Genomic DNA, 25,505 nt, shown 5'->3' with positions numbered 1-25,505 from the left:
TTGGTCGTCGCTCGACGGAAACGTCCGTGCCGCGGCCTTTCCCTGGGCCAGGGCAGTGAGCGACCCACGCCGGCAGGTCTCCTGGCTCGCGGGTCAGGGCTTGATGCACGCCTTCCCAGGTGACCCCAGTGGCTGATCCGAAATTTTCGGACCGGTGCATCTCGCTCGCCGCTTACAGTTGCAGGGACAGCCTCGGCTTCGGGGGGTCAGGACGAACCCCTTTACCGCGTTCCCATTTTAAGCCCTTTCGGGCACCGGCGCGATCAGATGCGGAGTAAGCCCCGCCTGCGCAGCCCATAAAGGAGCCGCGCTTTTTCGCAATGCCTATTCCCGTTCGACGATCATCGCCGCGCCGACCCCATTGCGCCACCTCGCTCGGCTTCGTCCCGATGGCGCTCGCGACCGGGCGGGGGGCCGTGGTGCAAAAGCCGCTCGCGACGGTGGTCGTCGGCGGGCTGATCTCGTCGACGCTGCTCACCCTGTTCGTGCTGCCGACGCTCTAAGCGCGATATGGGCGGTCGCGCGCCTAGGGCAACAGCCTGCCTTCGTCGCGCCGCGGCATCGGTGCGACGAAGCGCAGCACCAGTGCCGAGAGGATCAGCCAGCCGGCCGAAACGAGAATCGCCGCCGGCAGCGACGCCAGATCGGCGATCAGCCCGAGCGTATACGCGCCAAGCGCCATCGCGCCAAAGGTCACCGCCTGATAGATCGACAGGCAGCGGCCGAGGATTTCCTCGGGCGAACGGAGCTGCATCGCGACGTTGAGCGTTGTCAGCATCGACACCCACGCCCCGCCCGCGACAAAGGCGGCGACGATAATCCACGGCAGGCTGGCGGTCAGCGCGACCGGCACCATCGCGGCGGCAAAGATCAGCGAGGCGGCGGTCACCACCCGGTCGCTGCCCCAGCGCCGCCGTGCCGAACTCACCAACAGCGCACCGAAGATCGACCCCGCACCAAAGGCGGCAAGGCATAGCCCATAGATGACCTCGGTCCCGTGCAATCGGTCGCGGACGAGCGATGGTAGCAGCGCCTGGAACCCCGCCGCGCCAAAGCCGAACGCGAAGCCGCGGATCAGCACGCGGCGTACCGGGTCCGAATGTACGCAGAAACGGATGCCCGCGGCGATCGCGGTCAGCATCGAGGTGCGGCGCCGCGGCGTGGTTTCGGGATGCCAGCGCAGCAGCACGATGATCAGCACGATATAGCTGATCGCATTGAGGCCAAAGGCCGCAGCCGTGCCGACAATCGAGATCAGCAGCCCGCCAAGCGCCGGGCCAACGCTGCGCGCGAGGTTGTAAGCGATGGTGTTGAGTGCGATCGCCTGCGGCAGATCGCGTGGCCCGACCTGCAGCCGCACCGACGCCTGCCACGCCGGGCCGTTAAGCGCGGTCCCGCACCCGACCGCGAGGGTGAAGAACAGCAGCGACAGCGGGGTGATCGCGTCGAGATATGTTGTCAGCGTCAGCGCCGCCGAGACCAGCAGCATCCCCGTTTGCGCCGCGAGCATCACGCGCCTCCGGTCGAAATTATCCGCGATCGCGCCCGCAAAGATGCCGAGCAGCAGGATCGGGATCGTCGCGCCCGCCTGCACCAGCGCGATCAGCAGGTGTGATTGGGTGAGTTCGGTCATCAGCCACGCGGCCGCGACCGACTGGATCATCGACCCCATGTTCGATGCAAGGTTCGCGATCCAGATCGCGCGAAACGCCGGATAGCGGAACGGCGCTAGCGCGGAGGGTGGGGGCGGGGCGTCGGGACTCACCTGTCGTCGCGTAACCCGGCCCGCCACCCTCGGCAAGGCCGGCGCTATTCCGTGAGTTCAAAAGCGGCTTCGGACCCTTCGGCCGACGACGGTCCGATCCACAGTTTGAACTGGCCGGGTTCGCTGCCCCAGCTCATGTCCTGGCGCGTGAAGGCCAGGTCGGCATCGGTCAGGGTGAAGCGGATCGTCCGCTTCTCGCCCTTCTTGAGCATCACCTTCTCGAAGCCCTTGAGCTCCTTGACCGGCCGCGTCACCGATCCGACGAGGTCGCGGACATAGAGTTGCACGACATCCTCGCCATCGCGCGCGCCGCTGTTGGTCACTGTGACGGTCGCGGTCAGCTTCTCACCCGGACGGATTTTCGCCTTGTCGAGCGTCACCGGCGAATAGGAGAAGCTGGTGTAGCTGAGGCCATAACCGAAAGGATAAAGCGGCGTGTTCGGCGTATCGAGATAGCGTGAGACATATTTGGCGTTCGGATCCTCTGGCTTGATCGGCCGTCCGGTGTTTTTCATGTCGTAATGGATCGGCACTTGCCCGACATTGCGCGGGAAGGTCACCGGCAATTTGCCCGACGGATTGTAGTCGCCGTAAATAACATCGGCGATCGCATGGCCGCCCATCGTACCCGGATACCACGCCTCGAGGATTGCATCGACATTGGCGTCGGCCCACTCGATGCTGTTCGGGCGCCCGCTCATCAGCACGAGGATGATCGGCTTTCCGGTCTTTTTCAGCTCTTCGAGCAGCGCCTGCTGGTTGCCGGGCAGGTCGAGCGAGGTGCGGCTCGCCGCCTCGCCGGTCATGTTCCAATGCTCGCCCATCGCGGCGATGATGACGTCCGATTTCTGCGCGAGCGCGATCGCCTCGGCGAAGCCGTCGCTCTTGCCCGCGTCGGCGAACTGATAGCCCGCGCCTTTGGCGTAGGCCACCGTCGTGCCCTTCGGCGCGCGCGCTTGTATCCCTTCGAGCAACGTCACCGGGCGCGTCTTGCGGTCGCCAGCGGCGGACCAGCTGCCGATCATATCCTCCTTGCTGTTGCCGAGCGGGCCGATCACCGCGATCGACTTCGCCGCTGCGGCGAGGGGCAGGGCATTGTTCTTGTTCTTCAGCAGCACGATCGACTTGCGCGCGACGTCGCGCGCCGCCTCAAGGAAGTCGGGGCGATAGATGGTCGCCTTTTCGCGCGCCTCGTCGGAGTAACGATAGGGGTCATCGAACAGGCCGAGGCGATATTTCATTTCGAGGATCGCCTTTACCGCCTCGTCGACGCGTTTGACGTCGACCTTGCCCTCGGCGACCGACTTGGCGAGGTGATCCATGAACACTGCGCCCTGCAGATCCATGTCGACCCCGGCATTGATCGCTTGCTCGCCGGCCTGCTTCAGGTCGCGCGAATAGCCGTGCGGGACCATTTCGTTGATCGACGTGTAATCGGTTACGATGAAACCTCTGAAGCCCCATTTCTTTCGGAGCACGTCGGTCAGCAGATAGTGGCTGCCCGAGGCCGGGACGCCGTCATATTCGTTGAACGAGGTCATGAAGGTGGCGGCGCCGGCATCGGCGGCCGCCTTGAAGGGCGGCAGATAGACGTCGCGCAGCGTGCGTTCGGAAATGTCGACCGTGTGGTAATCGCGGCCGGCCTGTGCGGCGCCATAGGCGGCGAAATGCTTGGCGGTCGCGAGTATCGTGTCGACGCGCTTCAGATCGTCGCCCTGAAACCCGCGCACGCGCGCGACCGCGATCTTGCTGCCGAGATAGACATCCTCGCCCGCGCCCTCCGACATGCGGCCCCAGCGCGGGTCGCGCGCGACGTCGACCATCGGTGCAAAGGTCCAGTGAATGCCCTCCGCCGATGCCTCGGTCGCGGAAATTCGTGCTGCTTTTTCAATAGCTTTGAGATCCCAGCTCGCCGATTCACCGAGCGAGATGGGGAAGATGGTGCGGTGGCCGTGGACGACGTCATAACCGAAGAGCAGCGGGATCTTGAGCCGCGTTTCCTCGACCGCCAGCCGTTGCAGTTCGCGCGTATATTTGGCGGTGAAGGCGTTGAAGATCGACCCGATGCGGCCCTTGCGAATATCGTCCTGATAGCCCTGACGTATCGTCGGGCCGGTCGAATCCCAGTCGCTCGTCAGCAGCGACAATTGTCCGACTTTCTCGTCGAGCGTCATCTTCGCCATCAGATCGGCGATGAAGCGATCCATCTTCGGATCGGGGCGCATCCAGCCCGCGGAATCCATGGATGCCGCCTCGTTCGTGCTCGTCGTCGGCTTTGCCATCAGCGGAGCGGGGGAGAGCTGTCCTGCCACCATCAGGGTGGCCAGCGTCAGGCATGTGAGGTTGCGCGTCATCGGCGGCATGATTCGTCCTTCCCAGTCGGGTCTGCTTATACATTGTCACGCGGATTGGCCGAATTTCGGCCGAAAACCGGCTGGTCCCCGATTGCATCCATCTGTGTCGCTTCCCCCTATACAGCTATCGTGAAACCGGTTACAAATCAAAAAAACAACGACGCAATTTCCCGCGATTCGTCGCTGCACCGGAGGCAAGCCGGTCAGCGAATGAGGCGAAGGCGGGGATGTCGGGGCGCTTAAAAGGGAGGATGCCGTGAAGTTTCCGCATGATTTTCAGACCAATTCCGCACACCGGTCGCGTGCCCGTACGCTTGCCGCCGCGCTGGCATGGAGTAGTGCAGGCGCGGCCCTTGCGGTCGCGGTCGCAACTCCGGCGCATGCACAGGTCTCGGGCGCATCGCTGCGCGGCACCGTAAAGGCCGACGGCGGCGTGTCCGAAGTCACCGCAATCAACGTCAACACCGGCCTGACGCGCACCTCTACCGTCGGCGCCAACGGCAGCTATGGGTTTTCCTCGCTGCCGGTCGGCACTTACCGCCTCGAATTCACGACATCGTCGGGCAAGCGCCAGACCGATGAGTTCACGCTCAACGTCGCGCAGAGCGCGGTGCTCGATTTCGACTTCTCGCAGCCCGACATCGCTGAGGGCGGTGACGACGCGATCATCGTCACGGGCAGCCGTCTCCGCTCGATGGAAGGCGGCGAAGTCGGCACCAACATCTCGCAGCGGCTGATCGAACAGCTGCCGCAGAACAACCGCAACTTTCTCGCTTTTGCCGACCTCGCGCCCGGTGTGCAGTTCATCACCAACGGCACCGACCAGTCGCGTCTTCAGGGTGGCGCGCAGGGAAGCAATTCGGTCAACATCTTCATCGATGGCATCGGGCAAAAGGACTATGTCCTCAAGAACGGCGTCACCGGCCAAGATTCGACCCAGGGCAATCCTTTCCCGCAGCTCGCAATCGGCGAATACCGCGTCCTTTCGTCGAACTATAAGGCGGAATATGATCAGGTCAGCTCGGTCGCCATCACCGCGGTGACCAAATCGGGCACCAATGAATTCCACGGCGAAGCCTTTGTCGATTTCTCCAACCAGAGCCTGCGTGATCGCCGGCCGAGCGAGAATTTCCCACGATACATCCCGAAGACACGCACCAAGGATTTCCAGTTCGGTGGCGCACTGGGCGGGCCGATTATCAAGGATGTTCTGCACTTCTTCGTGACCTATGAAGGAAAGCGCCGCATCAACCCGCGCGACGTGACTCCGGGCCTCGAACTGCCGGTCAGCTACTTCCCCGAAAAATATCAGTCGGTGTTCGGGCCGCGGAACGAGACGTTCGACGAAAATCTCTATTTCGGGAAGATCAACTTCACCCCGACTTCCAACGATCTGTTCGAATTTTCGGTCAAGTATCGCGACGAAAGCGGCGAGCAGTTCAACAGCGGCTTTGCCGCTTATGAAACGCGCACGATTGCGAAGGTCGAGGAATGGCGCGGCCTCGCGCGCTGGGAGCACACCGCCGACACGTGGGTCAACGATTTTAAGGTCGCCTATGAAGACGTGACCTGGGGGCCGCGTCCACTCAATTTCGGCAATGTCTCGGTCTTCAACGCGACGGTCCCGAATACACCCCCGGTAACCGGAACCCGCACGGGCGATATACTGCGCATCGGTGCGGGCAGCAATTTCCAGGACAAGGGCCAGAGCGGCTGGCAGGTCTCGAACGATTTCACCTGGACCGGCCTCGACAACCATAGCTTCAAGGTCGGGGTGAAGGCGAAGTGGGTCAAACTCAACACCAACACGCAAAATGGCGTGAACCCGGTCTTCAACTATAATGTGAACTATGCCCCGGGCGGCGCGTTCAACGACACCATTCCTTATCGCATGACGTTCAGCGCGCCCGTCGGGGACGGCGACCCCAACATCACGTCGAAGAATTTCCAGTTCGGCATTTATGCTCAGGATGACTGGGAAATCGACGACCGGCTGACGCTCAATATCGGCCTGCGCTGGGATTATGAGCGCACACCCGCGTTCCTCAATTACGAGCATGACCCCGCGATCGCGGAATTCGTTGCCGGTCGCGCGTCCTATACCGCCGCGAATGGCGCCGTCACGCCGCCATACACGAACCTGCGCAACGCCAACTTCGATATCAACGACTATATCTCGACGGGCAGCGAGCGAAAGGCGTTCAAGGGCGCCTGGCAGCCGCGTCTGGGCTTCACCTATGCGCTCGACGATGAAAAGCGTTTCGCGATCTTCGGTGGCTATGGCCGCTCCTATGACCGCACCCAGTTCGACTTCATCCAGCAGGAACTGGCGCAGGGTCTGTTCGCCGGCCGTACGTTCAACTTCAACAACCCCGGTGACACGCGCAATACTTGCGTGCCCAGCGCGACCTGTATCGCGTGGAATCCCGCCTATCTGACCCCGGAGGGCCGCGATGCGCTGATCGCGGGGCTCCCGGTCGGCGCCGGTCGTGAACTGCGCTTTATCAAGAATGATCTCAAGACGCCCTATTCGGATCAGTTCAGCCTGGGCGTTCGCGGGAAATTCAACCTGCTCGATCTCGAAGTCGGCTATAGCTATGTTGAAAGCCACGACGGCTTTGCCTATGTCCTCGGCAACCGCCGCCCCGACGGCAGCTTCTTCCCGGCAACCGGACGCCCCGATGCGCCCTTCGGCAACCCGCCGGCACCCTTTGGCAGCATCATTCTCGGCACCAACGGGATCGAAACGCGTGCCGACACGGCCTATTTCAAGCTGACCAAGCGCTACACCGAATTCTCGCCGTGGAGCCTCGATGCGACCTACACGTTCACCGATGCCGAGGAAAACCGGCAGTTCGGCGAAACCTTCTCGCTCGATTTCCCGGGTATCGAAAATTATCCCTTCATCTCGGCAACCGGCGTGCGCAAGCATCGATTCGTGATGGCGGGTACGGTCGATATTCCGCTCGGCATCACTCTGTCGGGCAAGTTCCAGATTGCGTCGCCCAAATATCTCGCGGCGCTCGTAGATACCGCGGGAACGCCGCCGAGCCGCACCGTCACGTCTATCGAGACCAAGGGCAATGGCGATCGCTGGGGCTATCGTCAGATGGACCTGTCGCTCACCAAATATGTCCCGCTTGGCTTCCTCAGCGAAGAATCGCGGCTCCGCTTCCGCATCGACATCATCAACCTGTTCAACGACCGAAATTATGGCGGGTTCAGCGCAGTCACCGGTCTGCGCAACGAGAACGATCTCAGCCTTGATGGTCCGCCGCGGACGATTAAGCTATCGGCCGGCTTCCAATTCTGACCGGCTGACAGGCGCCCGGCTCGCACCCCCTCCCGCGGGCCGGGCGCCTCACTTTTTTTGGAGTATCGCATGTCGTTTCGTATCGGGGCATCGCTCCTGCCCCTGGTCGCGCTGACTACGGCGTGCACCGCCACTCCGGCGCCGTCGGCCGTCACCCCGGCAGCGAAATTGCCGCCGCTGACCGAGACGGCCTTTTCCGAAGAGCTGACCGAGCGCACCTTCCGCTATTTCTGGGACACCACGGACACCGAGCGGTGCCTCGCGCCCGATCGCTGGCCGAGCAATCCCTTCTCGTCGATCGCGGCGACGGGCTTTGCGCTGACCGCCTATGGCATCGGCGCCGAGCGCGGTTATGTCACCCGCGCCGAAGCGGCTCTGCGCACGCGCGACTGCCTGCGCTTCTACTGGACCGCGCCGCAGGGTCCCCAGGCCGCAGGCGCCACCGGCCATAAGGGCTTTTTCTATCACTTCCTGAAGAATGACGACGGTACGCGATTCAAGACGACCGAACTGTCGACGGTCGACACCAGCCTGTTCCTCGGCGGCGCGCTGTTCGCACAAAGCTATTACGACCGGAACGACCCGGTCGAGGCCGAGATCCGCGACCTTGCCGAGAAGATCTACACCCGCGTCGACTGGACCTTTGTCCAGCGCACCAACACCGGCACCGAGGCGCGGAACCTCGCGGGTTCGCACGGCATCACCATGGGGTGGAAGCCGGAGAAGGGTTTCGAGACGCACGACTGGGTCGGCTATAATGAGGGCATGCTCGTCTATGTGCTGGCTCTCGGATCGCCGACGCATCCGGTCGGCAAGGACGCGTGGGACAAGGGCTGGGCCACCGATCTCGAAAAGGACTGGGGCACCTATTACGGGCAGCAGCATCTGCAGTTCGAGCCATTGTTCGGGCACCAGTACAGCCATGTCTGGGTCGATTTCCGCGGCATCCGCGACGATTTCATGCGCGGCAAGGGCATCGACTATTTCGAGAACAGCCGCCGCGCGACGCTGGCGCAGCGTGCCTATGGCGCCGACAATCCGAACAAATGGACGGACTATAGCGCCGATATCTGGGGCTGGACCGCGTCGGACGGGCCAGGATATTCGAAGGACAAATATAGCGTCGGCGGAACGCCGCGCTTCTTCAACGGCTATATGGCGCGCGGCGTCAGCGCGATCCGCGTCGTCGACGACGGGACGATCGTTCCGACCGCGGCGGGTGGCTCGGTCGCCTTTGCGCCCGAGGTGGCGATCCGCGCGCTGATGGCGATGCGCACGCAATATGGCGCGCGCCTCTACACGCGCTACGGCTTCAAGGACGCGTTCAACCCCAGCTTTACCTTTGCCGATCCGAATATGCGTAGCGGCGCGGTCGATCCGGTCCATGGCTGGGTGGCAAACGACTATCTAGGCATCGACCAGGGACCGATCCTCGCGATGATGGAAAACCATCGCAGCGGCTTCGTGTGGAAGGTGATGCGCAAGAACCCGCACATCGTCCGCGGGCTCCAGCGGATCGGCTTCACAGGCGGCTGGCTCGACAAGGCGAAAGCGGACTAGGCTCGCTCCGCCATCCCGGCCTTCGCCGGGATGGCGGGTAGCGGGTTCAGCAGCCTTTTCCGATGCACAGGTCGGCGACCACCGGATAATGATCCGACGGCAGCTTGCCGCCATTCTGGTCGGTCAGCGTCGCATGGCGCAGCACCTGCACATCGTCGCTGACGAAGATATGGTCGATGGGGCTCGGGTCCATCTGCGCAATCTTGAAGCCGGTGAAGGTGCCGAGCGGGCCGTAATGCGGCGTGCGGCTGATGATCCGGCTGTCGCGGAGCGCGCCCTTGCCCGGCTCGACGATCGCGGCATAGGGATTGCTCGTCGCGGGGCTGTTGAAATCGCCCATCAGCACCGCGGTTTCGCCGGGCTTGCGCTGCCCGTCGATCCAGCGGCGGATCTGGCGGGCGCTTTCCTGGCGCGCAACCTCGCCGATATGGTCGAAATGGGTGTTCACGACGAGCAAGCTGCGTTTCGCCGCCCGGTCGTGCAGCCGCGCCCATGTCGCGATCCGCGGCAGCGCGGCGTCCCAGCCCTTGCTCGGCGTATCGGGTGTCGGCGACAGCCAGAAAGTGCCTGATCCGACCAAGGCGAAGCGGTCGCGGCGGAAACCCAGCGGCGAATATTCGCCCTTTTCCTTGCCGTCGTCGCGCGCGACCCCGACGAATTGATAGCCGGGCAGATCGGCCTCGACCGTCTGTTTCTGGTGCTGCAGCACCTCCTGCATTCCGACGAAATCGGGTGCCTGATAGGCGACGAGCGCGATCAGTGCCGCGCGCCGGTGCGGCCAGGCGTTGTCGCCGTCCGACGCGAGATCGAGGCGAATATTGTAGGTCATCGCCTCATAATGATCGGCGCGTTCTTTCGCGGCGGCGGGGAGGGCAAGCAGCGCCGCGGCGGCGAGGATCAGGAGCTTTTTCATCCGAGGTTTCCTCCGTTCGAGGCGATCACGCTGCTGTAGAAACGCGCGCTGCGCTTCGGCGTGCGGACCTGCGTCTCATAGTCGACATGCACGATGCCGAAGCGCTTCGAAAAGCCCAGCGACCATTCGAGATTGTCGAGCAGCGACCACGCCATATAGCCGCGCACATCGACGCCCTTTCTGATCGCGTCGCCGATCGCCGAGATGTGCGTACGCAAATAGTCGCAGCGCAGCGGATCGTCGATCCCGTCGGGACCTGCGGTTGGCGGGTCGTAGAAGGCCGCGCCGTTCTCGGTGATATAGACGGGAATATCGCCATAGGTGTCGCGGAACCAGAGGAGCATGTCGGTGAGCGCGGGCGGATAGACTTCCCAGTCGGTCGTCGTGTGCGTCGCGATCTGCTTCACCGGCGAGGCGCCGACGGGCCACTGGTTCGGGTCGGCCTTCACGACGTTGCGCGTGTAATAGTTGATCCCGATGAAATCGACCGGCTGGTTGATCGCTTTCAGGTCTTCAGCCGACCATTCGGGCCAAGCTTCGCCGAACACCTCGGCGAGTTCGGCGGGGTAGGAGCCTTTCAGCGCCGGGTCGAGATACTGGCGGTTCATATAGGCATGCGCGCGCGCGGTTGCGGCGATGTCCTCGGGGCTGTCGCTCGCCGGATATTTGGGTTCGATATTGACGACAAGGCCGATCTCGTGCGCGCCTTCGCTGCGATAGGCTGCAACCGCCGCGCCGTGCGCGCGCATCAGATTGTGGCTCGCGATCGGCGTTTCGAACAGATTGCGGTGCCCGGGCGCGAGCGCGCCGTGGAGATAGCCGCCATCGGTGATCACCCAAGGTTCGTTGAGCGTCACCCATTTCTTCACGCGCCCGTCGAGGCGGCGGTACATCACCGCGCCATAGTCGGCGAACCAGCCGGCGATGTCGCGATTGAGCCAGCCGCCCTTGTCGTCGAGCGCGGCGGGCAGGTCCCAATGGTGCAGCGTCAGCAACGGCTCGATATCGTTCTTGAGCAATTCGTCGACCAGCCGCTCGTAAAAGTCGAGGCCGGGTTCGTTCACGCGCCCGGTCCCTTCGGGCAGCACGCGGCCCCAGTTGACGCTGAAGCGATAGGCTTTGAGCCCGAGTTCCTTCATCAGCGCGACGTCGGCGGGCATGCGGTTATAATGGTCGCACGCGACGTCACCGGTGTCGCCCTTGACCGCCATCAGCCGCGGGTCGTGGCTGAATCGCTGCCAGATGCTCGCGCCCGCACCGTCGGCGAGCGGCGACCCTTCGATCTGATAGGCGGCGGTCGCCGCGCCCCACAGGAAATCGTCGGGAAAAACAGTCTGCGTCATTTCTTGTCCTTGTCGGCAATCGTTGGGGAGGAGATTTTCTGTTCGAGGAGCCAGGCATAGAGCGCCGGGTCGTCATAGGCGGGATCCCAGGCATTGTGGCCAAGGTCGGGATAGATGGTCAGCCGCACCTTGCGGCCGCCGCACGCGCGAATTGCGCGCGCCATCGCAAAGCTGCCTTCGGGGACAACGACATCGTCACGGTCGCCGTGAAAGGCCCAGACGGGCAGGTCCATCAGACGGCACGCCTCGCCCGGATTGCCGCGCCCGGCGACTGCGGCCACCGCTGCGAACCGCTGCGGCTCGGCGATCGCCCAGCGCCAGCTCGCATGCCCGCCGCGGCTTAGGCCGGTCAGGTAAATGCGTGCGGGGTCGATGCGATAATTCTTCGCGATATGGTCGACCAGCCGGTCGAGCTTTTCGATGTCCCAATCCTGATCGGTGCCGAGCAGCGGCGACACGGTGAGGAAGGGGAAGGCGGGGTCGCGCTCGGCGACCTTCGGCGGGCCATGGACCTTTACCTTCGCGACATCGTCGCCGCGCTCGCCCGATCCGTGGAGGAAGACCAGCAGCGGATATTGCTTCGCCGTGTCGGTCAGATAGCCCTTGGGCACGAACAGCTGGTACGGATAATTGCCGGACTCGATCGCCGCCTGCGGCGTCTGCCCCTCGACCGGCACGGGCTTGGTCTTCGCGGCGACGGGCGAGGCGGCGAGGGCAAGCCCCAGCAGTGCCGCAGTCCAATATCGCATCAGTGCATCCTTGTTGCGGTTCATCCCTTCACGCTCCCGGTCAGCAGGCCGCTCAGGTAAAAGCGCTGGAGCGCGAGGAAGAGGATCAGCACGGGCAGGGTCGTGACAACAGCGCCCGCCATCATCAGCTCATTGTCCTGCACATGCTGGCGGCTCATCGCGGCGAGCGCGACGGGCAGCGTGTAGAGGTCCTGATCGGCGAGGATGATCAGCGGCCACATGAAATCGTTCCAGCTGCCGAGAAAGACGAACAGCGCGAGCGTGACGATGATCGGGGTCAGGATCGGCAGAACGATGCGGCGGAGTATCTGCGCTTCGCTCGCGCCGTCGATGCGCGCCGCCTCGAGCATCTCGTCGGGGATCGACAGGCAATATTGGCGGACAAGGAAGATGCCGAAAATCCCCGCGAGCCACGGCACCAGCGCCCCGGCATAGCTGTTGACGAGCCCCAATGCCTTGAGTTCGAGGAACAGCGGCAGCATCCCGATCTGCCCCGGCACGACGAGCGCCGCGACGAGCAGGCGGAAGGTCGCGTCGCGGCCCTTGAAGCGCAGCTTGGCGAATGCGTATCCCGCCGGAATGGTGAAGAGCAGCGCAAGGATGGTGGCGAGCGTCGAGATCAGCAGGCTGTTGAGCAGAAAGCGGCCGATGCCGAAGCTGCCGAACAACATGCGGTAATTGTCGAGGCTGGGGTCGCTCGGCAGCAAGGGCGGCGGGAATTGCGACGCCTCGCCGCGCGCCATGAAGCTGACCGAGAGCATCCACAGCAAGGGCGCGATGGTCAGCAGCGCGACAAGCGCGGCGAGCAGGGTGACGGACCAGCGGCGCAGGCTCATATCGCACCACTTCGCTTCGCCAGCCGCAACTGCACCAAAGTCACCGCAAGGATGCACAGGAAAAGCAGGAAAGCGACCGCGGCCCCCGACCCGAGGTTCCACCATTTGAACCCTTCCTCATACATGAAATAGAGGATGGTGACGGTCGACTGGGCGGGGCCGCCCTGCGTCATCACATAGGGTTCGGCGAACAGCTGGAACATGCCCGCGACGGTCAGCACCGATACCAGCAGCACCGTCGGCGCAATCGCGGGCAGGGTGACGTGACGCAGCCGCGTGAACCAGCCCGCGCCATCGATCCGCGCCGCCTCGTCGAGTTCGCGCGGCACCGTCTGGAGCGCGGCGAGAAAGATGATCATATTATAGCCGAAGGTCTTCCACCCGACGAAGATCAGGATCGCGGGCAGCGACGCATGCGGATCGCCGAGCCAGTCGATCGGCGCGATGCCGAACAGCGAGAGCAGGTAATTGACGAGGCCGTAGCGCGTGTGGAGCAAATAGCGCCACACCACCGCGGTCGCGACGAGCGTCGTGACATAGGGCGCAAACAGCGCGACGCGCCACACCGGTCGCCATTTTAGCCAGCGCGAATTGACGAGCATCGCTGCGAACAGCGACAGCGTGACGATAAAAGGCACGCCGAATCCAACGAAAAGCAGCGTGTTGGTAACGGCCTTCCAGAACAGAGGGTTAGCGAGCAGTCTTTCGTAGTTCTCGAAACCGACGAAGCGCAGATTGCCGATGTCGGCGAGCGCATAGATGTCGAAATCGGTGAAGCTCAGGGCCAGTGAGGCGATTGCCGGCAGGACGAAGAACAGAATGATCGCGGCGAGTGCGGGCGATGACATCGCCCAGCCCGCACGCGCTTCGCTCGCTCGCCCAGCCGCGCTCACAGCGCACGTCCCTTGTCCAGCATCCAGCGCCGCTTTTCGAGCAGGCGGTCGGCGCGGACGTCGATCTCCTTCGCGGCCTCGTCGACGCTATATTGCCCGCGCACCATGCGCTCGGCGACGATCTGCATCTCAGTGACGATGCGCTCCCATTCGGGCACCTTGGGCAGCGGCGTCGCATGGTCTAGCTGGGTCGCGAAGGGGGTGACGATCGGGTCGTCCGCCAGCCCCGCCTTCGCCCACACCGACCGCCGTGCGGGAAGGTCGCCAGTGAGCTGCTGGAATTTGAGCTGCGCGCCGGGCGCCATCAGCCGCGACACCAGATCCCATGCCGCATCGCCTTGGTCGTTACCCGCGAATACGACGAGGCTCGATCCGCCCGGCGCCGCCGATCCGATGCCGTCGGGGCCGGGGTTCGGCGCGGTTGCCCAATTGTCTTGCATCGCGGGGGCAAGGCGGGTCTTCAGATCGCCGATCGTCCACGGGCCCGACAGGAACAGGCTAAAATAGCCCTTCGCAAACTCGTCCCACACATTCGAAATCTGCGCCGACGATGCCAGCGGCGCCAGCCTCTCGTCGAACAGCGATTTGTAAAAGGCGAGCGTGGCCTTGAACGCGGGGTCCGAAAAGGCGCCGCGCGCGCCGTCGTCGCGCAGCATCCGCGCTCCCGCCGATAGCGCGAGCGTCGTCAGCTGCTCATATTCGTTGAGCGGATAGAGCAGCGCGTAATTGTCCGCGCCGACCTGACGCTTCACCTTGTGCAGCGCGGTCTTCCATCCGGCCCAGTCCGCCGGCGGCGCATCATATCCGGCACGCGCGAACAGATCCTTGCGGTAATATTGCAGCCGCGTGTCGACATACCAGGGGATCGCCCACGCCAGTCCCGCGATCCGGTTGGTTTCGACCACCGCGCCGAACTGGTCGTCGAGGAGGCCGAGCGCGCGATCGGGAACCGGCGCAATCGCCCCGATCGCTGCAAGTTCGGCGATCCAGCTGTTGCCGACCTGACCGACTGTAGGCAGTGACCCGCCCGCAAAGCCCGTGAGCAATTTTTCGTGCGCCGCGGTCCAGGGTAGCGGCTGGATGGTGATCGGCGGCGCGCCAGCGGGCCAGTCGATCGTTTTAAGCAGTTCAGGCAGGCTCGCCGCCTCATTGCCCATCGCCCAGACGGTCAGGGTGGCATCGCCGCGCGGGCCGCAGCCGGTCAGCAGCGAAGCAAGGGGCAGCGCCGCGAGCGCGCCCGTCAGATGACGCCGCGTCAGCTGCATAGGCATGGCTGCGCCGGTTGCATCATGTCGGCAAGGCTCCCGCTGCGGCAACAGCCGCAGGGATTGCAGCCCTGCGCGTGGTTCCCCGCGCCACCAGCGTCGGGGTCAGGATCGTCGCGCTCGCGCCGCCCAGCGTTTCGCCGCGAAGGATGCGCAGCAACATCATCATCGCGGTCGACCCCAGCCGGTCGATCTTGACCTGCATCGTCGTCAGCGATGGATTGAGGTGGCGCGCGAGCGGGATGTCGTCGAACCCCGCCACCAACACGTCGCCCGGGACCGACTTTCCCGCATTGGCAAGCTCCGCCATAAGCCCGACCGCCATCTGGTCGTTCGCGGCAAAGACGGCGTCGGCGGGCAATTGTCCCTGCACAAGCAACCGGCCGGCCTGCGCGCCGCTCTCTTCCGAAAAATCGCCGGGCAGGATCGCGGGGTTCGAAATCTTCGCGATCTTCGCCATCGCATTGACAAAGCCGCGCTGGCGGTCGCGCGCGTCGCGGTTATGCTTTGGCCCCGCGATATGGACGATCTGCCGCGCGCCGCGTTCGAGCAAAGCTTCGGTCATCGCATAGGCGCCGCGATAATTGTCGACCGCGACGAAGGGCAGATCGAGGGAGCCCGCGTCGTAATTCAGGAGCACGGTCGGCAGCGCGGGGTCGAGATAGCCCGACAGCTGGTCGGGGTTCACGTCTGGCGGCATCACGAGCAGCCCGTCGACGCGCCCGCGCATCGCGGCGATCGCGGCGGCGGTTTCGTGCGTGCTGCCGTGCATGTTGCCGAGCAAGAGGTGCATGCCCGATTCATGCGCGACCAGGTCGATGCCGCGGATGATTTCGGAGAAGAATTCGCCGAACAGGTCGGGCAGGATGACGCCGACGGTATCGGTCTTGCGCCGTGTCAGGCTGCGTGCGCCGCTGTGCGGGACGAAGTTCAGCTTCTTGACCGCGGCCATCACCGCCGCTTTTGTCGGCGCCGTGACATTGCCGAGCCCATTGATTGCCCGCGATGCCGTCGCCACCGAAACCCCCGCTTCGCGGGCGACGTCCCTCAATGTAGCCATGCCGTCGGGCCCCTTTCCCTCAAATGGCGCCAAGCCGCTGTTGCGACTCTGTATTTTTATCCATGCCGGGCGCAGAAGCCTTGTCAGAGTAACCGGTTACACGAGCGAAATGCAAGGTCATTCCCCCGCCGTCCGGAGCGCCTGACCGTCGGCACCGAACAAATGCAGATGCGCGGGTGGCAGCGAGGCGAGGACCGTGTCGCCCTCGTCGAGGCTGCCGTCGTCGCGGAGCTGGCACGCGATCGGCTCATCGCTTTCGCGTCCGCCGAGGTGCAGCGTCGCGAGCCCGCCGAGCCGCTCAATGAAGCGGATTGTGAAAGGCAGCGCGTCCGGCGCATCGCCGATCGCGATGTCCTCGGGCCGGATACCGATCCAGAGCGGTGTTCCCGCCGTCGGCGCCGTGGTGAGCGGGGGCAGGGCGATGCTGCGCCCGTCTTCCAGCAGCGCGCGACCATCCGTGCCAACGGTCGCCGTAAGGATGTTCATCCGCGGCGTGCCGAGGAATTGCGCGACGAAGATGTTCGCCGGCCGCGCATAGAGTTCGCGCGGCGTACCGACCTGCTCGATCCGCCCGTCGCGCAGCACGATGATCCGGTCAGCGAGCGTCATTGCCTCGACCTGATCGTGCGTGACATAGAGCGTCGTCGTGCCGAGTTGGCGGTGCAGGCTGGCGAATTCGTAACGCATCCGGACGCGCAAATCAGCGTCGAGGTTCGACAGCGGTTCGTCGAACAGGAATATCTGCGGCTGGCGCACGATCGCACGCCCGATCGCGACGCGCTGTCGCTGCCCGCCCGACAGCGCAGCGGGCTTGCGATCGAGCAGCGCCTCGATGTTCAATATTTCCGCCGCGCGGCGGACGGCCTCGTCAATCTCGGCCTTCGCCGCCTTCGCGATCTTCAAGCCGAACGATATATTCTCTCGCACCGTCAGGTGCGGGTAAAGCGCATAGGATTGGAAGACCATCGCGATGCCGCGATCCGACGGCGGCAGGCTGGTCACGTTGCGGTCGCCGATGACGATGCTACCGCCGGTCAGTTCCTCCAGTCCCGCCACGGCCCGCAACAGCGTGGACTTGCCGCACCCCGACGGGCCGACGATCACCGTGAACTCGCCATCGGCGACGTCGATCGACACGCCTTTCAGCACCTCGGTGGTGCCGAAGCTCTTGCGCGCGTCCTCGATCGACAGTCCGGCCATGGCTCCCCTCGCTCTTAAGCCCTCAGTGAACGGTCACGCCCGCGCTCGCCTGCCGGGCGGGCGCCCTTCCGGCGGCGATGGCGAAGACGCACAGCGCGACATAGCAGGCAGCGGGTAGGATCAGCGCAGCGGCATAGCCGACCGAGCCCGATAGCAGTCCGATGAAATAGGGGATCACCGCCCCACCGACGATCGCGGTGCATAGCAGTCCCGACGTCGCTTCGGCGCGCGCCGTCGAGCGTTCGAGCGTCAGGGTGAAGATCACCGGGAACATGATCGAGTTGAAAAGGCCGATCGACAGCGCGACGAAACCGGCTGTCACGCCGCCGACAAGGACGACATAGAGACACAGCAGCGCGGCGAGGGCGGTGAAGGCCACGAGCATCTTTGATGCCGAGAAGCGTGCGAGCAGTACCGATCCGATCGCGCGGCCGATCATCGCGCCGCCCCAGTAAAGCGCGACGGCCTTGCCGGCCTCTTGCAGCGAAACGCCGGGGACACCGTCATTGCCCATGATCCAGCCGAACGTGCCAAAGGCGGCGTCCGAATGTCCCCAGATTGCATTGCTGTTGAGGAACAAAGCCATCTGCGTTCCAATCGCGACCTCGGCCCCGACATAGAGGAAGATCGCAAGCCCGCCGAGCAGCGCCCAGCGCGACGAAAAAGCTTCACGGATCAGCTCGCCCATTCCGACGCGCTCGCCGATCGGCGCGGGGGGCACCGCTTCGTTGACGATGCGGCGGCTGACCCAGAAGAACAGCAGGAGCGCGACGATCAGCCCGCAGATCCAGAAATAGGCCGAATCGATCCCGGCGAGCGCCTGCGCGCGCACCGCTTCGGTGACCACCGTACCTTCCTTGACCTCGACGCCCTCGAGGAACAGGTGCGCGCCGATCAGCGGGCCGAGGAAAGTGCCGAAGCTGTTGAATGTCTGGCTGAAGGTCAGGCGGAAATGGCTGCGTTTCGGGTCGCCCAGCGCCGCCGCGAGCGGGTTCGCCGCGACCTGCAGGATGGTGATGCCGCTCGCGAGAATGAAGAGTCCTGCGAGCACGAGCGGATAGATCGCGAGGTTCGCCGCGGCGAGCATGACGAGGCAGCCGACGACCATCGTCGACAGCGCGGTCAGGATCGACGGCACCGAATGGAAGCGCGCGATCAGCGCGGCGGCGGGAAAGGACATCAGGCCATAGGCGATGAAGAAGGCCGAGGCCGACAGCTGCGCCTCGGCATCGCTCAATGTGAAGATGCCCTTCACCGCGGCGACCAGCGGGTCGATGAGCGAGGTGATGAAGCCCCAGGCGAAGAAAAGCACGGTCACCGCGGCAAATGCCGCCATGGCATTCGAGCGACCGCCGCCTTGGGTGGTTGCCTGGCTGGGCACGTTCATCCGGAATATCCTCTTCGCCGAAACTATGTTATGCGCAGCGGTCTAACGAGCGGTCCGAGGCAATGCAACCGGTTACATTTTGGTGACTGTTGGCTTCCGTTACTGTGCTCCCACTGATGATCCTGCGCCACGCGAAATAATCGTTCGTCACCCACTGGCGCGCCCGCGCGCGACTGGTTACATGGGCCGCCACCAAACGAATCGCGTGTGCCGCCGGAAAACCGGGACAGGCGCCGCCCGCACCAGAAAGTGGCACCCATGGAAATCATCACCGGCCTGACCTTCGACGATGTGCTGTTGGTGCCCGGCGCGTCGGACATCCTGCCGTCGGACGCGAACCTGTCGACCCAGCTTACCAGTGAAATCAGCCTCAACATCCCGATCCTTTCCTCGGCGATGGACACGGTGACCGAGGCCGACATGGCGATCCTGATGGCTCAGATCGGCGGCATCGGTGTCCTTCACCGCAATCTGACGATCGAGGAACAGGCGGCCGCGGTGCGCCAGGTCAAGCGCTTCGAAAGCGGCATGATCGTCAACCCGATCACCATCACCCCCGACGCGCCGCTGTCCTATGCGATCGCGCTGATGGACCAGCACCGGATTTCGGGCATCCCCGTCGTCGAGACCGGCGGCAAGCTCGTCGGCATTCTCACGCACCGCGACGTGCGCTTCGCCGATAACCCCGGCCAGCCCGTCCGCGAACTGATGACAGCCGAAAATCTCGCGACCGTTCGCGCCGGGGTCGGGCAGGACGAGGCGCGCAAGCTGCTCCACCAGCGCCGCATCGAAAAGCTGCTCGTCGTCGACGATGACTATCATTGCATTGGCCTGATCACCGTCAAGGATATGGAAAAGGCGGTGAATTTCCCCGACGCCACGAAGGATGCGAGCGGCCGCCTGCGCGTCGCCGCGGCGACGAACACCGGCGACAGCGGCATCGAACGCGCCGAGGCGCTGCTTGAGGCTGAGTGCGACCTGATCGTCGTCGACACCGCGCACGGCCATAGCAAGGGTGTCGGCGAGACCGTCGCGCGGATCAAGAAACTGTCGAACCGCGTTCAGGTGCTCGCGGGCAATGTCGCCACCGGCGACGCAACGCGCGCGCTGATCGACGCGGGCGCCGACGGCGTGAAGGTCGGCATCGGTCCGGGCTCGATCTGCACGACGCGCATCGTCGCGGGCGTTGGCGTGCCGCAGCTCACCGCGATCCTCGACAGCGTCGAAGCGGCGTCGAAGCTCGGCGTGCCCGTGATCGCCGACGGCGGCCTCCGCACCTCGGGCGACGTCGCCAAGGCTTTGGCGGCTGGCGCGTCGAGCGTGATGGTCGGATCGATGCTCGCGGGCACCGCCGAGGCGCCGGGCGAGACCTTCCTCTATCAGGGACGCACCTATAAGAGCTATCGCGGCATGGGCAGCGTCGGCGCGATGGCGCGCGGCTCGGCCGACCGTTATTTCCAGCAGGACATCAAGGACCAGATGAAGCTGGTTCCCGAAGGGATCGAGGGCCAGGTCCCGTTTAAGGGCCCCGCGAAGGATGTGATCCACCAGATGGTCGGCGGCGTGAAGGCGGCGATGGGCTATACCGGCAGCCGCACGCTCAAGGATTTCCGCGAGCGCGCCAAATTCGTGCGCATCACCAACGCGGGCCTGCGCGAAAGCCATGTCCACGACGTCGCGATCACGCGCGAAGCACCGAACTATCCGGCGGGGTAATCTGCCCCGTCGTCATTGCGAACGCAGTGAAGCAATCCAAGGCGGATAGGTGCCGCACAGGATCGCTTCGTCGCTTCGCTCCTCGCCATGACGGGGAAGAAAGGTTGAACTTATGACCCCGGCTGCGCGCGTCCAGACCGCTATCGAAATCCTCGATGTCATCGCCAGGTCCGCGCGTGACGGCGGGGCGCCTGCCGACGCGATCTTTGCCGAGGCGATGCGCGCGCGCCGTTATGCGGGGTCAAAGGACCGCCGCGCGATCCGCAATCATGTCTATGATGCGATCCGCAGCGTGCGGTCGGTGCCGGCCTCGGGCCGCGCCGCGATGCTTGCGCTTGCCGACGCCGACCCCGAACTCGCGGCGCTGTTCGACGGCGCATCCTATGGCCCGGCAGTCATTATCGCCGACGAACCACGCGCCGAAACCGGGATCGCCACCACCGCGCTCATGAAACTCTTTGACCCGCTGGTCGGCAAGGCCGAGCGCGAGGCGATGCTCGCGCGCGCGCCGCTCGACCTGCGCGCCAACCGGCTGCGTTCCAGCCGCGACGACCTCGCGCTGATCTTTCCGGACGGCGAAGCGATTGCCGGCCTTGCCGACGGCTGGCGCCTGCCCGGCGAAACGGCGGCGGTCCAGCACAGCTCCTACGCCGAGGGCCAGTTCGAGGTGCAGGACGCGGCAAGCCAATATGCCGCCGCCGCGCTTGACGCTGAAGCGGGGCAGGTGGTCATCGATCTGTGTGCCGGCGCTGGCGGCAAGACGCTCGCAATCGCTTCGGCAACGAATGACGAAGCCGCGATTCTCGCGTGCGACACCAATCGCGCGCGGCTTCAGCAATTGCCGCCGCGCGCGCACCGCGCCGGGGCAACCGCGATCGAAACGTTGCTGCTCAATCCGGGGCAGGAGCGCGCGATGCTCGCCGACCGGATGGGCAAGGCCGATCGCGTCATCGTCGACGCGCCCTGCTCGGGCAGCGGCACCTGGCGGCGCAGCCCCGAACTGCGCTGGCGCTCGACCCCCGCGCGGCTCGACCGACATGTCGCCGAACAGGCGAAGCTGATGGATATCGGTGCCGATCTTGTGGCGCCGGGCGGCAAACTTCTCTATGCTGTCTGCTCGATCATCACGCGCGAGGGGCGGGCACAGGTGGACGATTTTCTGAACCGGCATCCCGGCTGGACGGCTGACGACGACTATCTTCCCGATGGCGTCGGCCGCGCGGCGGGGGCGGGGTATCTGATGACGCCGGGCCATGACGGCTGCGACGGATTTTTTCTCGCACGACTGACGGCACCATGTTAGCATCGCATGTAATGAAGCGATGGGAGAATGCGATGCGCGTCGGCTTTTTGGCTCTAACTGCGGGTGTGATCCTCGCCAGCCTGCCCACAGCGTCCGATGCGCAACGCGCCGACAACGACATTTTCCCGCGCTCGATCGCGCTCCAGCACGACGGGCAAAAGGCGCAGGACGCCGGCGATCTCGATGCCGCCATCGGTTTTTATGAATCGGCGCTCGCCGCCGATCCGCGCAACCGGTCGGCGATCATCGCGCTGGCGCAGGTTGCGCGCGCGCAAGGGCTGCCGGGCAAGGCGATTGGTCTTTATCGCGAGGCGCTGGTGCTCGAACCCAACGACATTGTCGCGCTGACCGGGCAGGGCGAAGCGCTCGCCGACAAGGGCGCGCTCGAACTCGCCCGTGAGAAATTGGCCGAAGCGCAGCGCGTGTGCAGCGATAAATGCCCGCAGGTCGCGGCGCTGGAAAAGACGATCGCGTCGAGCGCATCGAAGCGCGTTGTCGCCGCCGAAGTGCTGGTGCCGAAGCCCGTTGTCGCAACCGTCGGGACGACCAGCAACAAGAATTGATAGTAGGCTAGGCGCCCAGCGCGCGCGCCAGTGCCACCCATTCGGCAACGCTCACCGTCTCCGCGCGCCGCGTCGGCTCGATCCCCAGCGCCTCGGCCGCGGCAACCGCGCCCTCTACGCCCTTCAGGCTTTGCCGCAGCATTTTGCGCCGCTGGCCAAATCCCTTTTCGGTCAGCTTCGACAGCAGTTTCGGGGCGACGCCCTCGGGCTGCTGCGTCGGCGTCACATGGACGATTGCCGACATCACCTTCGGCGGCGGGGTGAAGGCCGAGCGGTGGACTTTCATCGCGATCTTCGCGGTGGAGCGCCACTGCGCGAGCACCGCCAGCCGCCCGTAGGCGTCGGCCCCGACCGGCGCGACGATCCGCTCGGCGACCTCGAGCTGGAACATCAGCGTTAGCGACACCCAGCGCGGCGGCCAGGCCGCGGGCTCCAGCCAGCGCGTGAACAGCGCGGTGCCGACATTATAGGGCAGGTTGGCGACGATATGATAGGGCGCGCCGCCGGTCAGCGCGTCGACGTCGACCGCCATCGCGTCGTCGGCGATCACCGTCAGCTGTCCCGGAAAGGCGTCGCCGAGTTCGGTGAGCAAAGGCAGGCAGCGGTCGTCGCGCTCGACCGCGATTACCTTTGCGCCCGCGCGCAGCAGCGCGCGCGTCAGCCCGCCGGGACCGGGGCCGACCTCGAACACCGTGGCGCCATCGAGATCGCCCGGAATCGCCGCGATGCGGTCGAGCAATTGTTCGTCGAACAGGAAATTCTGCCCCAGCGCCTTGCTCGCCTGCAGGCCGTGGGTGCGCACCGTTTCGCGAAGCGGCGGTAGCGGAAGCTGAGGCTCGACCGTCACTTCGCCGGCGCGTAGCTGCGCTCGCGCGCGGCGGCGAGCTGGGCGGCCATCGCGATCGCGGCGATCGTCGGCCCCGGGTCGGCGGTGCCGGTGCCTGCGATATTGAACGCCGTGCCATGGTCGGGCGAGGTGCGGATGATCGGCAGGCCGAGTGTCAGATTGACGCCGTCGTGGAAATGCAGCGCCTTGAACGGCGTCAGCGCCTGATCGTGATAAGGGCAGAGCAGCGCATCATAGTTCGCGCGAATGGCGGGCGCGAACAGTCCATCGGCGGCGAGCGGGCCGTCGACGATGATCCCTTCCTCGGCAAGCTGCGCGACCGCGGGCGCCATGATGCGCTCTTCTTCGCTGCCCAATTGGCCGCTCTCGCCCGCGTGCGGGTTGAGCCCGGCCAGCGCAATGCGCGGCGCGTCGATTCCGAAATCGCGGCGCAGCCCGCGCGCGACGATCCGCGCCTTGGCGACGATCAGCTCGACCGTCAGCCGCTCGGACACTTCGGACAGCGGGATATGCACGGTCAGCGGCACGACGCGCAGGCTTGGCCCCGCCAGCATCATCACGGCATTCGTCGCGGTGACGCCGCAGCGTTCGGCGATGAATTCGGTTTGTCCGGGGTGCGTGTAGCCGATGCCGTGCAGCGCATATTTGGACACCGATCCCGTGACGAGCGCAGAACTCGCCTGGTTGCGGGTCAGCCCGATACCGGTTTCGAGCGCATGGAGCGCGCAGGTTGCCCCCGCCGGGGTCGGTACGCCGGGGGTCAGCGGGCCGCTGTCCTCCAGATGCCATACGGGCAGGGCATCGCCAAAGGCCCGCACCACCTCGTCCATATCGCCGACGCGTGCGACCGGGCCGTCCCAGACGGCGGTGATCGCAGCCGCATCGCCGATGGCGACAAAGGGGGGCAGGTTGTTTTCGCGGCGCGCGGCCCATGCGCGGGCCGCAACTTCGGGGCCGACGCCGGCCGGGTCACCCATGGTAACCGCGATCGGCTGTCGATTGCTGAAATCAGGCATAGGGTCAGCTATATTCGATCACGGCATCCCGGCGCAGGTCGCGCAGATAGCGCTGGGCCCGCTTGTTGACCTTGTCTTCCAGCAATTTCTGTTCGATCTGCTCGAGGTTCGGGGCGGTCGCGGTCTGCGGCAAGTCGCGGCCGCAGAGCACGAGAACGCTGACGCCTTCGTTCGCAGCGCCAAAGGGCTGCGTCGTCTGGCCGATCTGCAGGTTGGCCAGCGTCGCTTGCAGCGGGGCGGGCAGCGCGCGCATCTCGATATTGTCGCGCGACACGACCGCGGCGCCGAGGCTTTGCGCCACCGCGTCGGCGGCGCCGCAACCGGCGATGCCGCGCGTCTTATCGGCAAACTGGCTCGCCAGTTCGGAAGCTTTCGCTTGCGTGGTGCCCGCCGGGAAATCGAGCGATATCTGTTTCAGGCTGAGGATCGCATCGCGCGGATCGGCGGTCAGCACCTGACGCCGGTCGATCATCAGCATGATCGAGATGCCGCCCGGCACCTCGACAGGGCCGACGAGCTGGCCCGGCTGCATTTGCGTCGCGGCTTCGCCCATCGATCCGGGCAGCTGGCCGGCTTTCACCCAGCCCAGGTCGCCGCCGACGACGGCGGTCGATGCTTCCGAAAACTGGCGCGCATAGGCGGCGAAGCTGCCGCCCGCCTGCAACGCCTGAATGATCTTCTTCGCGTTTTCAGTGACGGCGGGGGCGGTTTCGGGCGTTGTCGACAGATAGATTTCGCCGAGGTGGAACTCATCCTGCCCCTTGGTCCCGGTCATCTGATCGGCGACGATCTTGACCTCTTCGGTCGACACGTTGGTGGTCGACTGGATGTTGCGTGACAACAGGCGATCCCAGGCGAATTCGCCGCGGATCTGCTGCTTCACCGCCGCAGCCGACGAACCTTTCGACGTCAGGTAGGTCGAAAACTGGTCGGGCGTCTGCTTGAAGCGCGTGGCGAGGCGGGCGAATTGATCGTTGACGACATTCTCGTCGATCGTGATCTCTGCCGCCTTGGCTTCCTGAATCTGCAGTTTTTCGTCGATCAGGTTGCTGAACACCTGGTTGCGCAACCGTTGGACTTCCTCGGGCGGCAGTTCGACATTGTTGTTGGCGATACGGATCAGCGCCATGCGCTGCTCGATGTCGGTCGCGGTGATGATCTCGCCATTCACGGTGGCGGAGGGGCGATAGACGTTCGGCTTTGCATCGCCGAAAAGCTGCACATTGCCCGGAATGTTGAGGCTGGTCGTCGGCACGTCACTGTCGGCAACGGTCTGGGCCAGCACGGGCGTTACGCCGACGGCGGCCAGGGCGATCAGGCCGGTCATGGTCGAAAATTTGGTCATCTTTACCCTATTCGAGAAAGTCCGGACGCTCCGTATCAGCGGAAACGCCCGATGGTCCAGCGCAATCCGCCATATAG

The 25,505-nt window shown here is 64.8% G+C and carries 19 protein-coding genes, 1 pseudogene and 1 riboswitch; of the genes and pseudogenes, 6 read left to right on the top strand and 14 right to left on the bottom strand.

Features of this window, described 5'->3' with window-relative positions; translation table 11 throughout:
• Positions 1-54: 54 nt before the first annotated feature.
• Positions 55-274, bottom strand: a riboswitch (cobalamin riboswitch).
• A gap of 97 nt (positions 275-371) precedes the next feature.
• Positions 372-503: pseudogene (locus ASD73_RS22235) on the top strand (efflux RND transporter permease subunit); the annotation flags it as partial.
• A 23-nt stretch (positions 504-526) separates the two neighbouring features.
• Here the strand turns inward: ASD73_RS22235 and ASD73_RS07910 are convergent.
• Positions 527-1,765 carry an MFS transporter gene (locus tag ASD73_RS07910; RefSeq protein ID WP_056371270.1) on the bottom strand — a complete coding sequence of 413 codons (1,239 nt, stop codon included), beginning with the start codon at positions 1,763-1,765 and terminating at the stop codon, positions 527-529.
• 44 nt (positions 1,766-1,809) lie between these two features.
• Positions 1,810-4,128 (bottom strand): beta-glucosidase BglX, encoded by a 2,319-nt coding sequence (bglX, locus tag ASD73_RS07905; RefSeq protein ID WP_056371267.1) that lies wholly within the window; start codon positions 4,126-4,128, stop codon positions 1,810-1,812.
• A gap of 247 nt (positions 4,129-4,375) precedes the next feature.
• Here bglX and ASD73_RS07900 point away from each other — a divergent pair, with 247 nt between their 5' ends.
• Positions 4,376-7,432, top strand: coding sequence for a TonB-dependent receptor (locus ASD73_RS07900; protein WP_056371265.1), 3,057 nt, complete (start codon positions 4,376-4,378; stop codon positions 7,430-7,432).
• 69 nt (positions 7,433-7,501) lie between these two features.
• On the top strand, positions 7,502-8,992 hold the full coding sequence (locus tag ASD73_RS07895; RefSeq protein ID WP_056371263.1) for a glucoamylase family protein: 1,491 nt from the start codon (positions 7,502-7,504) through the stop codon (positions 8,990-8,992).
• Between the two features lie 46 nt (positions 8,993-9,038).
• On the opposite strand, the gene ASD73_RS07890 is transcribed toward ASD73_RS07895, so the two are convergent.
• From ASD73_RS07890 to ASD73_RS07850, 9 genes are all read right to left on the bottom strand, one after another.
• Positions 9,039-9,905 (bottom strand): endonuclease/exonuclease/phosphatase family protein, encoded by an 867-nt coding sequence (locus ASD73_RS07890; protein WP_056371261.1) that lies wholly within the window; start codon positions 9,903-9,905, stop codon positions 9,039-9,041.
• Positions 9,902-11,248: a GH1 family beta-glucosidase gene (locus tag ASD73_RS07885; protein ID WP_056371260.1), complete on the bottom strand. Its 1,347-nt coding sequence runs from the start codon at positions 11,246-11,248 to the stop codon at positions 9,902-9,904. The genes ASD73_RS07890 and ASD73_RS07885 overlap by 4 nt, the downstream gene beginning before the upstream one ends.
• Positions 11,245-12,021 (bottom strand): alpha/beta hydrolase-fold protein, encoded by a 777-nt coding sequence (locus ASD73_RS07880; protein ID WP_056371257.1) that lies wholly within the window; start codon positions 12,019-12,021, stop codon positions 11,245-11,247. Before ASD73_RS07880 ends, ASD73_RS07885 begins: the two co-directional genes overlap by 4 nt.
• On the bottom strand, positions 12,018-12,833 hold the full coding sequence (locus ASD73_RS07875) for a carbohydrate ABC transporter permease (RefSeq protein WP_056371256.1): 816 nt from the start codon (positions 12,831-12,833) through the stop codon (positions 12,018-12,020). Before ASD73_RS07875 ends, ASD73_RS07880 begins: the two co-directional genes overlap by 4 nt.
• On the bottom strand, positions 12,830-13,726 hold the full coding sequence (locus tag ASD73_RS07870) for a carbohydrate ABC transporter permease (RefSeq protein WP_235534241.1): 897 nt from the start codon (positions 13,724-13,726) through the stop codon (positions 12,830-12,832). The genes ASD73_RS07875 and ASD73_RS07870 overlap by 4 nt, the downstream gene beginning before the upstream one ends.
• Positions 13,723-14,997, bottom strand: a complete 1,275-nt coding sequence (locus ASD73_RS07865) for an extracellular solute-binding protein (RefSeq protein WP_235534237.1) — start codon at positions 14,995-14,997, stop codon at positions 13,723-13,725. Before ASD73_RS07865 ends, ASD73_RS07870 begins: the two co-directional genes overlap by 4 nt.
• A gap of 16 nt (positions 14,998-15,013) precedes the next feature.
• A complete protein-coding gene (locus ASD73_RS07860) occupies positions 15,014-16,051 on the bottom strand; it encodes a LacI family DNA-binding transcriptional regulator (RefSeq protein ID WP_056371251.1) in 1,038 nt (345 codons plus the stop codon).
• A gap of 117 nt (positions 16,052-16,168) precedes the next feature.
• Complete coding sequence (locus ASD73_RS07855) at positions 16,169-17,251, bottom strand: ABC transporter ATP-binding protein (RefSeq protein ID WP_056371249.1); 1,083 nt, start codon at positions 17,249-17,251, stop codon at positions 16,169-16,171.
• A 22-nt stretch (positions 17,252-17,273) separates the two neighbouring features.
• The gene (locus tag ASD73_RS07850) at positions 17,274-18,638 is read right to left on the bottom strand and encodes a sugar MFS transporter (protein ID WP_082521432.1); all 1,365 of its coding nucleotides are present in this window, start codon (positions 18,636-18,638) and stop codon (positions 17,274-17,276) included.
• 258 nt (positions 18,639-18,896) lie between these two features.
• On the opposite strand from ASD73_RS07850, the gene guaB reads away from it, so the two are divergent.
• The 3 genes from guaB to ASD73_RS07835 all read left to right on the top strand — a co-directional run bounded on the left by guaB (position 18,897) and on the right by ASD73_RS07835 (position 22,220).
• Complete coding sequence (guaB, locus tag ASD73_RS07845) at positions 18,897-20,354, top strand: IMP dehydrogenase (RefSeq protein ID WP_056371247.1); 1,458 nt, start codon at positions 18,897-18,899, stop codon at positions 20,352-20,354.
• Positions 20,355-20,466: 112 nt separating this feature from the next.
• The gene (locus tag ASD73_RS07840) at positions 20,467-21,657 is read left to right on the top strand and encodes an RsmB/NOP family class I SAM-dependent RNA methyltransferase (RefSeq protein ID WP_056371245.1); all 1,191 of its coding nucleotides are present in this window, start codon (positions 20,467-20,469) and stop codon (positions 21,655-21,657) included.
• An 11-nt stretch (positions 21,658-21,668) separates the two neighbouring features.
• Positions 21,669-22,220, top strand: coding sequence for a tetratricopeptide repeat protein (locus ASD73_RS07835; protein WP_235534236.1), 552 nt, complete (start codon positions 21,669-21,671; stop codon positions 22,218-22,220).
• A gap of 7 nt (positions 22,221-22,227) precedes the next feature.
• Here ASD73_RS07835 and rsmA read toward each other — a convergent pair whose 3' ends face one another.
• From rsmA to ASD73_RS07820, 3 genes are read right to left on the bottom strand one after another with little or no spacing between them, the layout of a single operon-like run.
• Positions 22,228-23,067: a 16S rRNA (adenine(1518)-N(6)/adenine(1519)-N(6))-dimethyltransferase RsmA gene (gene rsmA / locus ASD73_RS07830; RefSeq protein ID WP_056371243.1), complete on the bottom strand. Its 840-nt coding sequence runs from the start codon at positions 23,065-23,067 to the stop codon at positions 22,228-22,230.
• The gene (gene pdxA / locus ASD73_RS07825; RefSeq protein WP_056375977.1) at positions 23,064-24,083 is read right to left on the bottom strand and encodes a 4-hydroxythreonine-4-phosphate dehydrogenase PdxA; all 1,020 of its coding nucleotides are present in this window, start codon (positions 24,081-24,083) and stop codon (positions 23,064-23,066) included. Before pdxA ends, rsmA begins: the two co-directional genes overlap by 4 nt.
• 4 nt (positions 24,084-24,087) lie before the next feature.
• On the bottom strand, positions 24,088-25,428 hold the full coding sequence (locus ASD73_RS07820; RefSeq protein ID WP_056371239.1) for a peptidylprolyl isomerase: 1,341 nt from the start codon (positions 25,426-25,428) through the stop codon (positions 24,088-24,090).
• Positions 25,429-25,505: the final 77 nt, after the last annotated feature.

This window comes from Sphingopyxis sp. Root154 (assembly GCF_001427105.1).
In the GTDB taxonomy this organism is placed as follows: Bacteria; Pseudomonadota; Alphaproteobacteria; order Sphingomonadales; family Sphingomonadaceae; genus Sphingopyxis.
The sequence above is the reverse complement of the archived record's forward strand: the minus strand, read 5'-3'. Positions and strand labels throughout refer to the sequence as shown.